This window comes from Litchfieldia salsa (assembly GCF_900104555.1).
Classification (GTDB): domain Bacteria; phylum Bacillota; class Bacilli; order Bacillales; family Bacillaceae_L; genus Litchfieldia; species Litchfieldia salsa.
This window is the reverse complement of record NZ_FNJU01000002.1, coordinates 337,003-349,806: the sequence shown is the minus strand read 5'-3', so window position 1 is coordinate 349,806 and position 12,804 is coordinate 337,003. Positions and strand designations below refer to the sequence as shown.

Annotated in this window: 12 protein-coding genes; 9 read left to right on the top strand and 3 right to left on the bottom strand. The window is 34.0% G+C overall.

Annotation, left to right across the window (positions count from 1 at the left end):
- Nucleotides 1-23: 23 nt before the first annotated feature.
- The 7 genes from BLQ56_RS05565 (at nucleotide 24) to helD (ending at nucleotide 9,390) form a co-directional block, all read left to right on the top strand.
- On the top strand, nucleotides 24-1,259 hold the full coding sequence (locus BLQ56_RS05565) for a Zn-dependent hydrolase (protein WP_238457179.1): 1,236 nt from the start codon (nucleotides 24-26) through the stop codon (nucleotides 1,257-1,259).
- 315 nt (nucleotides 1,260-1,574) lie between these two features.
- Nucleotides 1,575-2,132, top strand: coding sequence for a GNAT family N-acetyltransferase (locus BLQ56_RS05560; RefSeq protein WP_090850774.1), 558 nt, complete (start codon nucleotides 1,575-1,577; stop codon nucleotides 2,130-2,132).
- Nucleotides 2,133-2,247: 115 nt separating this feature from the next.
- Nucleotides 2,248-3,222 carry an aldo/keto reductase family protein gene (locus BLQ56_RS05555; RefSeq protein WP_090850772.1) on the top strand — a complete coding sequence of 325 codons (975 nt, stop codon included), beginning with the start codon at nucleotides 2,248-2,250 and terminating at the stop codon, nucleotides 3,220-3,222.
- A gap of 196 nt (nucleotides 3,223-3,418) precedes the next feature.
- The gene (locus BLQ56_RS05550; RefSeq protein WP_090850770.1) at nucleotides 3,419-4,345 is read left to right on the top strand and encodes a DMT family transporter; all 927 of its coding nucleotides are present in this window, start codon (nucleotides 3,419-3,421) and stop codon (nucleotides 4,343-4,345) included.
- A gap of 156 nt (nucleotides 4,346-4,501) precedes the next feature.
- Nucleotides 4,502-5,905 carry a PAS domain-containing sensor histidine kinase gene (locus tag BLQ56_RS05545; protein ID WP_090850768.1) on the top strand — a complete coding sequence of 468 codons (1,404 nt, stop codon included), beginning with the start codon at nucleotides 4,502-4,504 and terminating at the stop codon, nucleotides 5,903-5,905.
- A gap of 253 nt (nucleotides 5,906-6,158) precedes the next feature.
- Nucleotides 6,159-6,773, top strand: a complete 615-nt coding sequence (locus BLQ56_RS05540; protein ID WP_175490190.1) for a protein kinase family protein — start codon at nucleotides 6,159-6,161, stop codon at nucleotides 6,771-6,773.
- Between the two features lie 274 nt (nucleotides 6,774-7,047).
- Nucleotides 7,048-9,390 (top strand): RNA polymerase recycling motor HelD, encoded by a 2,343-nt coding sequence (gene helD / locus BLQ56_RS05535; protein ID WP_090850766.1) that lies wholly within the window; start codon nucleotides 7,048-7,050, stop codon nucleotides 9,388-9,390.
- 54 nt (nucleotides 9,391-9,444) lie between these two features.
- On the opposite strand, the gene BLQ56_RS05530 is transcribed toward helD, so the two are convergent.
- Nucleotides 9,445-10,137, bottom strand: coding sequence for a Crp/Fnr family transcriptional regulator (locus BLQ56_RS05530; protein WP_090850765.1), 693 nt, complete (start codon nucleotides 10,135-10,137; stop codon nucleotides 9,445-9,447).
- Between the two features lie 183 nt (nucleotides 10,138-10,320).
- Here BLQ56_RS05530 and BLQ56_RS05525 point away from each other — a divergent pair, with 183 nt between their 5' ends.
- Complete coding sequence (locus BLQ56_RS05525; RefSeq protein WP_090850763.1) at nucleotides 10,321-10,443, top strand: YjcZ family sporulation protein; 123 nt, start codon at nucleotides 10,321-10,323, stop codon at nucleotides 10,441-10,443.
- Between the two features lie 96 nt (nucleotides 10,444-10,539).
- Here the strand turns inward: BLQ56_RS05525 and BLQ56_RS05520 are convergent, their stop codons facing one another.
- Together BLQ56_RS05520 and BLQ56_RS05515 are read right to left on the bottom strand one after the other, a co-directional pair.
- Nucleotides 10,540-10,719 (bottom strand): small acid-soluble spore protein H, encoded by a 180-nt coding sequence (locus BLQ56_RS05520; protein ID WP_090850761.1) that lies wholly within the window; start codon nucleotides 10,717-10,719, stop codon nucleotides 10,540-10,542.
- A 72-nt stretch (nucleotides 10,720-10,791) separates the two neighbouring features.
- On the bottom strand, nucleotides 10,792-11,685 hold the full coding sequence (locus BLQ56_RS05515; protein ID WP_090850759.1) for a selenium metabolism-associated LysR family transcriptional regulator: 894 nt from the start codon (nucleotides 11,683-11,685) through the stop codon (nucleotides 10,792-10,794).
- 120 nt (nucleotides 11,686-11,805) lie between these two features.
- Here BLQ56_RS05515 and BLQ56_RS05510 point away from each other — a divergent pair, with 120 nt between their 5' ends.
- Nucleotides 11,806-12,795, top strand: coding sequence for a YeiH family protein (locus BLQ56_RS05510; RefSeq protein ID WP_090850758.1), 990 nt, complete (start codon nucleotides 11,806-11,808; stop codon nucleotides 12,793-12,795).
- Nucleotides 12,796-12,804: the final 9 nt, after the last annotated feature.

Sequence of the window (12,804 nt, the reverse complement as noted above, 5' to 3'; positions counted from 1 at the left end):
GGTAGATGAAAGGAGTGAAAATATTGAATATAAATCAAGAACGACTGTGGTCGAATATTCAGGAGCTTGGTCAAATTGGAGAAGATCCTAAAGGTGGAATTACTCGCTTATCTTTCACTGAGTCAGAAAGAGAAGCTAAGAAGTTAGTGAAACAATATATGGAGAATGCTGGACTACGAGTATGGGAAGATGCGATTGGAAACTTATTTGGTAGAAAAGAAGGACAGAATCCCAAGGCACCTGCTGTTATGATTGGTTCTCATATTGATAGTGTTTTCAATGGTGGTATCTTCGATGGTCCTGCTGGTGTATTAACAGGTATCGAGGTTTTACATACTCTTCATGAGCAAAACAAAACAACTATTCATCCTGTAGAGGTTGTGTCGTTTACGGATGAGGAAGGAGCGAGGTTCTCAACGGGAATGTTGGGGAGTTCAGCGCTGATTGGACAACTTAGTGATCATGAATTAACTGAAAGTATTGATCAAAATGGTGTCTCGATCGCTACAGCAATGGAGAAATTTGGATACAATCTATCTGAAGTTAAGGATGTTAAGAGGGATCCAAGTACAATAAAAGGATATTTAGAGCTTCATATTGAACAAGGCAAGATCCTTGAGCAGGAGAATCTTCCTGTCGGTATAGTAAGTGGCATAGTTGGCGTTACTTGGTTAAAAGTAAAACTAAAAGGGGAAGCTGGTCATGCTGGTACAACCCCAATGTGGTTAAGAAAAGATCCCTTGGCTGCTGCAGCTATTATCTTAACGAAATTAGAGGAACTTGCGAAACTACAAGAACGGACTGTTATAACGGTAGGGAGAATTTCAGCAGAACCTGGAGGTGTTAATATTATTCCGAGTGAAGTAGAATTCACCATTGATTTACGAGATTTATCTATGGAAGTTCTTCAAAAGGTAGAGAAACAACTACATGAGGAAATATCCATTGTATGTAACACTAGGGAAATTGAATTTGTAATAGAAGATTTACATCGTCTTCCTTCAGCGATTTGTTCAGATGCACTAAAGGGCGCTATCTATGATTCGGTATCAGAATTAGGAATTAAACCCATTGAATTGCCTAGTGGAGCAGGGCATGATGCAATGATTATGTCTAGAGCTTCAGAAATGGGTATGATTTTTGTTCGGTCAAAGGATGGGATTAGTCACAATCCTAAAGAATGGTCAGACAAAGAAGACCTAGGTATTGGGGCAGAAGTGTTATATAAAGCGGTGTTGAAATTAGCGAATGAAGAGTAACATAGTTATAGTAAAAGAATCATAGTGAAAGCTTTGGTTCTTTTTTTCCATTTGAGACTGAGGTATTGGCTATTTTAAACTATTATATCTCTAATAGAGGTTGCTTCTATTAAACAAAACTACCGGTCAGGGTGTTCGCTTTGTCCAATTCCAATAGATGGTAGTATCCCCATAAATTAGAATTGGTATTTCTTTAAACTCTACTAAAAGTATAGGAAAAAAGGTAAACCGCTTTCGGACTAAATTGGAATAATCACCTTATCCATAATTTGAAACCTATGATTCGATTCTAGTATAGATGGAGGAATATTATAAATGGTAAAAGGAAAAGAATTGATTGCTGAAACTGAAAGGTTGGTCATAAGACCTTACAAAAATGATGATTTTAATAATTGGTATAGTCAATATACTAATAGGTTATCATCACAAAATAAGTATGATGAAGGAATCGTGGATATGAGCGTATGCACCAACGTTTGGTTTCAATCTTTAGTAGAAAAACATAAAAAACTTGCGAGTAATGATGTTGAATACATTTTTGGAATCTTTCATAAAGAAAAAGGGACTCACCTTGGTGTGATTGATTTATCTACTCTCATGAGAGATAATTTTGAATGGGCAAGAATTGGTTATACGATTCATAATCAATTCTGGAACAGAGGATTTGGAGAGGAAGCAGTCCGTGGGGTTTTAGAATTTAGTTTTAGGAAGTTAAAATTTCACCGGGTTGAAGCTCATATTAATATCGATAATATCCCTTCTATTAAACTTGCTGAAAAAGTAGGTATGGAGTTTGAGTGTATAAGAAAAGGGTTCATTTATGAAAATAATGAATGGACTGATCATCTTATTTATTATAAGAATTATAACTAAACATTCTTTTAGTAGTATGATTAATGTTTTTGTTAATATTTTATTTATTCATTAAGGTGAGGTATAATAAATAACATAGTTTTAACAATTGAGTTTATCCAAGGGGGTTATAACCGTGCAATACCGCAGGTTAGGTAATAGTGGATTAAAGGTTAGTGAAATTGGGCTGGGAAGTTGGTTAACATACGGAAAGGCTGTTGGAGACCAAACTGCACATGATTGTATTCATAAAGCATATGAACTAGGAATTAACTTTTTTGATACAGCAAATGCCTATGAAAATGGTCAAGCAGAAGTGGTTTTAGGCGAAGCATTGAAAGCGTATTCTCGAAATAGTTATGTGGTTGCAACAAAGCTGTTTTTCCCTATGGGGGATGGGCCAAATGACAAAGGGCTTTCACGGAAACATATTATTGAACAATGTGATGCAAGTTTAAAACGTCTTGGTCTAGATTATATCGATTTATACCAATGTCATCGATTCGATCCAAACGTGCCGATGGAAGAAACATTATATGCACTTCATGATTTAGTAATTCAAGGAAAGATTTTATACGCAGGAGTAAGTGAATGGACTGGTTCGCAAATTGAAAAGGCAGTCGGAATTCAAAAAGCAGAGCACCTAAGACCAATCATTTCAAATCAACCAATCTATAACATGATTGAACGATATATTGAAGAAGATGTACTTCCTGTTTGCGAGCAATCTGGAATTGGACAAGTGGTGTTTTCACCATTAGCTCAGGGAGTGTTGACCGGTAAATACAAACCAAATGCTGACAAACCTTTAGATAGTCGAGCAGCAAATGATACGACTAATGGAGTGATTAACAGTTATTTCCGTAATGACGTCCTTGAGTGTGTTGAAAAATTAAATAACCTAGCATCCGAGCAAAATCTTTCATTAAGTCAGTTAGCTCTTGCTTGGATTTTAAGAAAACCTGGGGTAAGCTCTGCGATTATCGGAGCAAGTCGACCGCAACAAATTGAAGAAAACGTGAAAGCTGTCGGAATAAAGTTAGATTCTGAGGTGTTAAAACAAATTGAAGTTATTCTTGAGGAAATTAAAGGTTTTTCTCCTCTGAGATAAATATATTAAAAAGGGGAAGCTGTATTCACTTGACAGCTTTCCTTTTGGTCTTTCAATATTTTGATACTTTAAAGGATTTCTGATATTATCAATTATTATATTTAAAAAAGACCATTCATCCTGTTTATAAATATCCTAATCTCTCTAGTTTAGATATATTGTAACGTTCTATTGGTTTTTAATTGGGGGATTTCCTTTGTCAAAAATCTATATATATTCATCTCTTCTATTTGTAACATTGTTGTGGGGACTTAATGTTATTGCTACCAAGATATTAGTTACAACTTTTGCTCCTGTTACAATGACCTCCTTCCGTATTTTCACTGCTGGTATTGTTGCCTTCCTCATTCTTTTTTCATTTAAGAAGGTAAAAGTGGTATCCTTTACACAGCTTCGGTATATATTTATTGCCTCTTTATTCAATGTAGTTGGACATCATTTTTTCTTGTCTATTGGTCTCACCAAAACCTCAGCTTCAAACGCTGGACTAATCCTTGGATTATCCCCACTAATATCAGTAGTTTTAGCTACACTTATCTTAAAAAATAAATTAACAATTACAAAGGCTATTGGAATTTCAACTGGCTTCACGGGAGTTTGTTTTGTGATTCTTAATGGGGCGAGTAATATTTCAGGTATATCGATTGGAGATCTTTTTATCTTCCTATCCATTGCAACACAAGGATTTAGTTTTGTTATGATTAAGAAGGTAACATCTACACTCGACCCGACAATTATGACGGCATATATGCTGATATTTGGCTCAATTATCTTATTCATACTAAGCACTATTGTTGAACCGGATGGGTTAAGTTCGATGAGAAATGGAAGTTTAGAAGTTTGGTTGATATTTTTCGCTTCAGCCATTTTTGCTACAGGCATTTCGCATATGATTTATAACAGAGCCATTCAGGAAATAGGAGTAGCAGAATCAGCTATATTTATTAACCTAATTCCATTCTTTTCTCTAATTGGAGCAGTTACCTTTTTAAATGAAAAAATTTCAATTCTCCAAGTTTCAGGATTCTTATTCATTGTAATAGGTGTTTTACTAGGATCTGGTACGTTAGACAGAAGGCTTGCTATTTTTAGAAACAGAACACTTCGTAAGGAAACGATTTAATCCTCCTACTAACAATATCTTGTTAAAACAAATACTGTGTAAAAAATTTTAAAATCTATTAAAAATTAAAGGATTTTAGCAATTTACAACGAAAGATACTATTTGTGTCTAAACTGTGTATTTTTTTATGCTTGTTGTTAATCATTTAGGAGGTAGATGGTGAACTTATCAGAAATATATACGAATAATATATTAGAAAGAATAACAGACGGTTTTTTTGCTGTCGATGAAAACTGGAAGTTTACATATGTGAACACTATAGCAACTAAACTATTATTTCGAAATCAAGAAGATCTTGTTGGTGAAAACATCTGGGTCCAATTTCCGGAGGCAGTTGATTTGATATTCTATGAACAATATCATAAAGCTTTTGCAGAACAATGTTCAGTTAGTTTTGATGCATTTTTCCCTCCACTTGATAGATGGTTTGGTGTAAGAGCCTATCCTTCTCCTAACGGTTTGTCAGTTTTATTTCAGGATATAACCGAGAAAAAAAGAGAAAATTCAAAGAAAGATCAGCATTATCTCTCTTTGTTTGAACATCATCCAGATGCTGTATTCTCGTTTAATTTAGATGGATTTTATCAAAGTGTAAATAAAGGAATGGAAGAATTACTTGGGTATAAAAGTGAAGAGTATCTGAATATATCCTATAAACCATTAGTTAACGAAAAAAATGTAGAAGAGGTAACAGAAAAGTTCAATCGCTCTGTTCTAGGAGAGATCCAACATTATGAAACTCAAGCGCAACATAAGAATGGCCAACTAATTGACGTGTCTGTCACCAACATTCCAATTATCGTTGATGGCAAGGTTGTTGGGGTATATGGTATAGCAAAAGATATTACAAAAGAAAAGATACAAGATCAATTATTAATACAATCGGAGAAGCTATCGGCTGTAGGTCAGTTGTCAGCATCAATTGCTCATGAGATTCGAAATCCATTAACGTCACTTAAAGGCTTTCTCCAGCTTATGGAACCTTTATTGAAAGAGATAGAAGCAAGTTATTTTGATATAATGGTCGATGAAATTAATAGAATCGAGAAGATTACTGGAGAGTTATTATTATTAGCGAAACCCCAGGCAGTGAAAAAGTATACTGAAAATATAATCGATATCATCGAGGATGTTGTGAATTTATTACAGCCACAAGCACTAATGAATCATATTCAAATTGAAGTAAGTACATCCACACTTCCAATGATAATCTGTGATAGAAATCAACTAAAACAAGCGTTTATAAATTTAATTAAAAACTCAATTGAATCAATGGGAGATGGTGGTGTTATTCAAATTGATTTAATGAAACTCAATGAAGAATCTATACACATTCAGATCGTGGATCAAGGATGTGGAATTTCAGAGGATTTGTTAAATCGGATTGGATTGCCATTTTATACAACAAAAGATAAGGGCACAGGTTTAGGAATGATGACAACAATTAAAATTATTGAGCATCATAAGGGCTCAATAAAATTAGCAAGTGAGGTTGGGGAGGGTACAATAATTGACATCATATTACCTACCCTAAAAGGCCATGCTCTAGTGGATGGTTGAAATAGAAGGCTGTTTTCTCAGAAATCTAAGCGAAAATAGCCTACTGGAAAAAGACTGACCAATAAATAATTGGCTAGTCTTTTTCTAGTAGACTGACATTTAATTATGGTGTTGAGAGTAGGAGTGGATGCAATAAATATTGTATAGAATGTGAAAAAGGGGTAACATGTAGTAATGTAATAAGAAAAAGGAAACGGACGTTTCTCTCTAGGAAGTAGAAGAAGAGAAAGTGGTAGAGAAAGGGTGCAACAACTTGAAATCATTCAGTGATTTAGCGCAAAGTGTAATATACGTTAATGAAAAAGGGATTAAAATCAAGCTGAATGACATAGATCCACAATTGGAATTAATTGGAGAAGGAAGAAGTGCATATGCATTTAAGGTTAAATCAACAAATAAAGTGTTAAAAGTGTATTTCCCAGCATTCCATTCTTTAGCAAAAGAAGAGGCAGAAATATACGAAATTCTTTCAGATACTCCTTTCTATCCTAGATTGTATGAGATAGGAATGAATTATATAGTAATTGATTATATAGAAGGTGATACACTTTTCAATTGTATAAGAAAAGGGGTAGAAATCACAGAGAAAAATATAGAGGAAATAGATCAAGCATTAGAGGTAGCGAAAGCTAGGGGGCTAAATCCCTCTGATATTCATCTTAGGAACATCTTTTTATCTTCAGGTGGACGAATTAAGCTAATTGATGTTGCTCGTTTTAGACAGGAGAAACAATGCACTCAATGGAATGACTTAAAAAAGGCCTATATAAGGTTCTATAAGACTAGACATATACCCAAAAAGATTCCAGCTCTAATTCTTAATATTATTGCCTATTTTTATAAAAAACGATTATTCCCTTTCTTTTAACCACCTTTACTAAAGAATGGTGTGTATGGGTAGAATAACCTTCAAGAAATTCAAAGAAATACAAAAAGGCTGACCTCTATGATAGAAGTCAGCCTGATTTAATATATTTATATTTATTGTAAAGTAAACTTGAATTACCATTTTTTGCATGGTATGATTAAAGGCAATATGTATTTATATATTTAAATAAGATATACCAACTGCATAAATCCTACTATTATTTTATACCTTTTTTTTTTGCTTGTCAAGTTTTTTGATAGGAGTGTTGTAAATAATGACTGAATTAAATAAGGATTTGGAAAAAGAACAACTACGTGTTGACAATGTAATGAAGCAAATTGATTCGAAAATAAAGTTACTTGAGCATAATACAGGAGGTTTAAAGAAGGACATTATCGGGATTCGATCAGAATTCTGGGAAGATGTCACTGTGAATTTTGATGAAGCGGATGATTTAGGAGAAACATTTACAAGTATTAAACAACAAAATGAACTTCTCTCAGAACGAGAACGGAGTCATCGTCAGTTCTACCAACAAATGAAAAATCTAGATCGACTAAAACATTCACCTTACTTTGGTCGAGTGGATTTCCATGAAAATGGAGAGAGAGAGGTGGATCAAATTTATCTAGGGATTTCATCACTAATGGACGAGAATGATGAAAACTTTATTATCTATGATTGGCGTGCACCCATTTCAAGTCTTTATTATGACTACGCACCCGGACCGGCAAAATATGATACACCTGAGGGTATAATTGAAGGGAACATGGAGTTGAAGAGACAATTTATTATTCGAGACGGTTGGATTAAGAGCATGTTTGAAACGGGTGTGACAATTGGAGACGAAATTCTTCAAGAGGTACTTGGGAACCAAGCGAACACGCAAATGAAAAGTATTGTTTCAACCATTCAAAAGGAACAAAATCAAATTATTCGAAATGAAAAAAGTAAGATTCTAATTGTTCAAGGAGTTGCGGGAAGTGGTAAAACATCAGCTGCATTACAGCGGGTGGCTTATCTACTATATCGTTATCGGAACACAATAAGTGCTGATAATATTATGCTTTTCTCACCGAACTCAATGTTTAATAGCTATGTTGCTACTGTTCTTCCTGAGTTAGGTGAAGAAAATATGAAACAAACAACTTTTCAAGCCTATCTCGAGTCTCGATTAGGTAATCAATATCGTCTTGAGGATCCATTTACTCAAATTGAATATGTCCTTAATGATATAAATGACCCGTTATATAAGATAAGACTCACGGCTATAAAGTATAAAGCAAGTCTAGATTACAAAAATCTCATTGATCAATATTTAACAACGTTGAGTGAAGAAGGTCTAGTTTTCAAGAAAATAGATTTTCGTGGAAAAACCATTATTTCTTCAGAACAGATACAATCTTATTTTTATTCTTTAGAGAAATCAATCACCATATCCAATCGAATTAATTTAGTATCAGAATGGCTATTGAAAAAACTCTCGAAAATAGAGAAAGTTGAACGGACGAAGGACTGGGTAATCGAGGAAGCTCAGCTCCTAGATCGTGAAGATTATTTGAAGGTATATAACAAGCTTCAAAAAGATAATAGATTTAATGAGAACACGTTTGATGATTATGAACGTGAGGAACAGTTACTTGCCAAGTTTGTAATAAAACGTAGCTTTCGTCCTATAAAGAAAGCTATAAAGGCAGGTGGCTTTATCAACATGAAAGCAATTTATTTAAATATGCTTCATTGGAGTATAGAAAAGGGAGCGATATTCAGGCTTCCGGACTGTTGGAAAGAAATGTGCGACTTGACCTTAAATAGGATAGAGGAGCAAGAGTTACTTTATGAGGATGCAACACCATATTTATATTTACAGGAACAAATAGAAGGGAAAAGAACGGATACATTAATTCGCCATTTATTTATAGATGAAGCACAAGACTATTCACCTTTCCAGTTTGCGTTTTTGAAACAACTGTTCCCGAATAGTCGTATGACAGTTTTAGGAGATATAAATCAAACAATCTATACACATGCGATGAATGAGTCTAATATTTTTGCAAGTGAAGAAGAGTCAGATGAACAAGAATCAAGAATTAAGCTGATGAGAAGTTATCGTTCAACGAAACAAATAGTTGAATTTACTAAGGGATTAATACCTGGTGGAGAAAAAATTGAGGCATTTAATCGTTATGGTGAGAAGCCCACTTTAACAGAAGTTTCACAATTAGAAAGTCTGCACGAAGCACTGATTGTTCGAACAGAAAAACTACAAGATGAGGGTAATGAAACGATCGCAATTATATGCAAGACAGCATCGGAATGTAAGGATGTATATGAGGCTTTATGCGAAAGATTAACTTTGAAATTAGTTACCAGTAAAACGAGGGAGTTTGATAAAGGGGTAATCGTTATTCCATCATACTTAGCAAAAGGAATTGAATTTGATGGTGTCATCATATATGACTGTTCTAGTAATCGTTATAATCAGGAATCTGAAAGAAAACTATTCTATACAGCATGTACAAGAGCAATGCATGAATTACATATGTTTTCTTTAGGTGAAAAAAGTCCTTTTCTTCAGAATGTTGATAGGGAAACATATGAAATAATGACACAATAATATCAGATAGACTGTCCTATAAGAGTCATAGGACAGTCTATTTTTTCAAAAGCTTCATATTGATAGCTCTGCCTCTAATTTATCAGAATCAATAATAAAACATCCGTCGTTGTCCATTGTAATTAAATTCTTCTTCCGTAATTGATTTATTGTCCTATTCATTGTTTCTCTTGAAGTACCTATCATATTGGCAAGCTGTTTATTAGTGAATTGTGTGGTAATTTTAAAGCTATTATCAAAAGGTGTTCCATTTGTTTTACATAAACGAAGTAAGAGCATGACAATCTGTTCGTATGTATCATGTAGAATTTGTTCTTCTAAACGATTCTGTAGGTCTATTATTTTTTCTCCAAGAACTCTGAAAAGTTTTATACATAATTCAGGGTGTAGAAGAAGTATCTTTTCAAAATCGGCTATAGGTGTAACTATTAATTGAGCATCCTCAAGTATTTCCGCATGAGCTGGAAAACTACCTTTGCGAAAAAAACCTGTATGTGGAAACATTTCACCCTTCTGAAGGACAGAAACAATTTGTTCCTTACCAGAGATATCGTTTTTATGTATCTTGACTTTACCTTCATGAATAAAGAATACCCGGTCTAATTCATCTCCTTGCATAAAGACAAAAGTCTTTGATTTATACAACCTGAGATGTGAAATTGCAATAATTGGTTGTAACTCTTCATCAGACAGCTCGTTAAAAATGGAGACTCTCTGCAAATGGCTCTTTATTGTATTTGAGGTCAACTAAACGCACTCCTTTGCTAAGTTCATGATCACATTAATAATTTTATTTTATCAGACAAAGAGTCTTTAAACATTAATTCTTTTCTATGACGAAGATGGATGAAAAAATCCTAAACAACTTAGGTGGTAGTTGCATAGTCTATAAATGTAGTGAATATTAGTCATGAATTGGAGTGGATTTTGATGAGTACAGTAGCAGGTGCAGGAACTGGTGTGTACGGTGGAGGATTTGCGTTACTAATCGTTTTATTTATTTTGTTAATTATTATCGGAGCAAGCTGGGCTGGAGGATATGGAGCATATTAATAAATCCTAGTATATTCTGATCATAGATTAAAAGATGATGACCACATGCGCTGTTTCTTTGCGTTTGTGGGACATCATCTTTTTAGTTTATAAATTTTAATGTTCAGTTAAGCTAGTGAGAGGTACACTTTGTTCAGCTTGTGGGTGTTCTAATGGGTATATTCTTGCAGTTTCATTTTCTTCATCCACATGCTGGATATAAATCTGAGTACCATTATAGGTAACATTAACCATTGTTGGTGAACCTGCAATTTCTTTTGCTCTTTGACTTTGCATGGATTAGTCCTCCTTTAAATACATATATACATATCGTTAACTGATTAAGAAGGAATATGCAAAAATTTTATGTTAACTTTTTTTTGTTGAGTGTTTCTTCAACGCTTCAATTAATAGATCCACATTCTTATTCTTACCTCCAGAATTAGAGTAAACATAAGAAAATTTTCTGAAGAATGGAATGGATTCAATGCATAATATTGAAATGACATTTTGTTCATAATCACGTGTTATTGCAGAACGTGAAATCAGTGAAAGTCCTATTCCATTAATGACTGCTTCTTTTATGCCTTGTGTACTACTAATCACCATTAAATGGTCAATTTTTAGCCCGTTTGAAGATATTACATGGTCCAAATATTCACGGGTACCAGACCCTTTCTCTCTAGTGACCCATGTTTGATTTTGAAGGTCCTCGATTTCAATTTGTTTTTTCTGAGAGAGTGGGTGTGAAATAGGAGCAATTAAAACAAGTTCATCCTCTAGAAAAGGGAAAATCGTTAAGTCTCTTTCATTAGTTTGTCCTTCAATTAATCCAATATCTACTTTGAAAAGCTGGACAAGTTCCACCACCTTTTCTGTGTTTCCAATCACGACTTCAAATTCTAAGTTTGGATACGTTTTTTGAAGTTCGGCAAGGAAAGCCGGAATAATATATTCTCCAATCGTAAAGCTAGCACCAACTTTTATTAAACCTTTGACTAAATGGTGATGTTCGTATATATCACGTATCGTTAATTCGTACATTTTAATCATTTGAGTTGCTCTTTGATACAGTATTTCACCAGTGGGAGTTATTTTAAATGTTTTGGGTGAGCGCACAAATAATTGTGTTTGAAATTCTCTTTCTAAATTTTTTATATGAACACTAACACTTGGCTGTGATATTAGTAACTTTTCTGCTGCCTTTGAAAAACTCTGTTCCTCTACAACTTTAACAAACGTCTTTAGCGCATCATAGTAGATGGTAATGCCCTCCTAATATTAATAATTTTAATCTTTAAGATAATTAAATACTATTTTACTAATAATTCAACTTCTTATAAAGTAAAAAAGTATAAATGATCTATAGAAGGGTAGATAGGAATGGCTAAGAAGAATATTCATTTCGTAAGTGGGATTATAATAACGCTTATTATTGCCTTTATGGCAAAGGGACTATCCTTTATTCCTTTCATTGATATTTTGGGCCAGTTGGTTATTGCTTTACTGATTGGTATTTCATGGAAGTGTTTGCTTCCGATAAGACAAGAATATTCAGTAGGAGTTGAGTTTTCTAGTAAAACTTTATTAAGGTTAGGGATTATTTTGTTAGGAATGAGACTTAATTTATTGGATATTTATCATTCTGGAATAGGTCTATTTTTAATTGCTGTATGTTGTCTAGTGTTTGCGCTAATTGTCGTTTATCTACTAAATCTCTGGTTAGGTGGAGATAAAAAAATAGGATTATTAACAGCCTGTGGAACAGCTATTTGTGGTGCTGCAGCTATAGCATCCTTAGCTCCGCAATTAAAATCTAATCAAGAGGAAGTTTCTACAAGTGTGGCGATCATTGCAGTATTAGGTACAATTTTCACATTAGCTTATACTTTCTTATTTTCATTCATTGATTTAAGTCCGTTTGCTTATGGAATATTTGCAGGAGCTACTCTTCATGAAATTGCGCATGTTGTCGCAGCGTCAGAGGTAGGAAGTGAGGTTTCAGTAGATATGGCAGTGATTGTAAAGTTAACTAGAGTACTATTATTAGTGCCAGTTGCGTTTGCACTTAGTTTTATAATGAAACCAAAGGGTCAGTCAGCAGATAATTCCTCAGTACCTGTACCATGGTTTATCTTTGGATTTCTTCTCATGAGCGGGTTTAATACTTTAAATTTACTGCCGCAAATTGTTTCCACTGGAATTGTCAACATCGCTTATTTTCTACTAGCGATGGCGATGGCTGGATTCGGGCTGAATGTTAACCTTAGGAACTTATTTAAGCGTGGGAAAGAGACTTTTATTGCTGGACTCATCGGTTCAACCTTATTATCATTGATTGGTTATGCGTTTGTAGTTTTACTCTATAACTAAGCAAAAACA

Bases quoted from the DNA above. Each gene is read 5' to 3' on its own strand.
- BLQ56_RS05520 (WP_090850761.1), bottom strand. From the start codon at position 10,719: ATGCAAAGTCAAAGAGCAAAAGAAATTGCAGGTTCACCAACAATGGTT.
- helD (WP_090850766.1), top strand. From the start codon at position 7,048: ATGACTGAATTAAATAAGGATTTGGAAAAAGAACAACTACGTGTTGAC.
- BLQ56_RS05545 (WP_090850768.1), top strand. From the start codon at position 4,502: ATGGTGAACTTATCAGAAATATATACGAATAATATATTAGAAAGAATA.
- BLQ56_RS05510 (WP_090850758.1), top strand. From the start codon at position 11,806: ATGGCTAAGAAGAATATTCATTTCGTAAGTGGGATTATAATAACGCTT.
- BLQ56_RS05560 (WP_090850774.1), top strand. From the start codon at position 1,575: ATGGTAAAAGGAAAAGAATTGATTGCTGAAACTGAAAGGTTGGTCATA.
- BLQ56_RS05525 (WP_090850763.1), top strand. From the start codon at position 10,321: ATGAGTACAGTAGCAGGTGCAGGAACTGGTGTGTACGGTGGAGGATTT.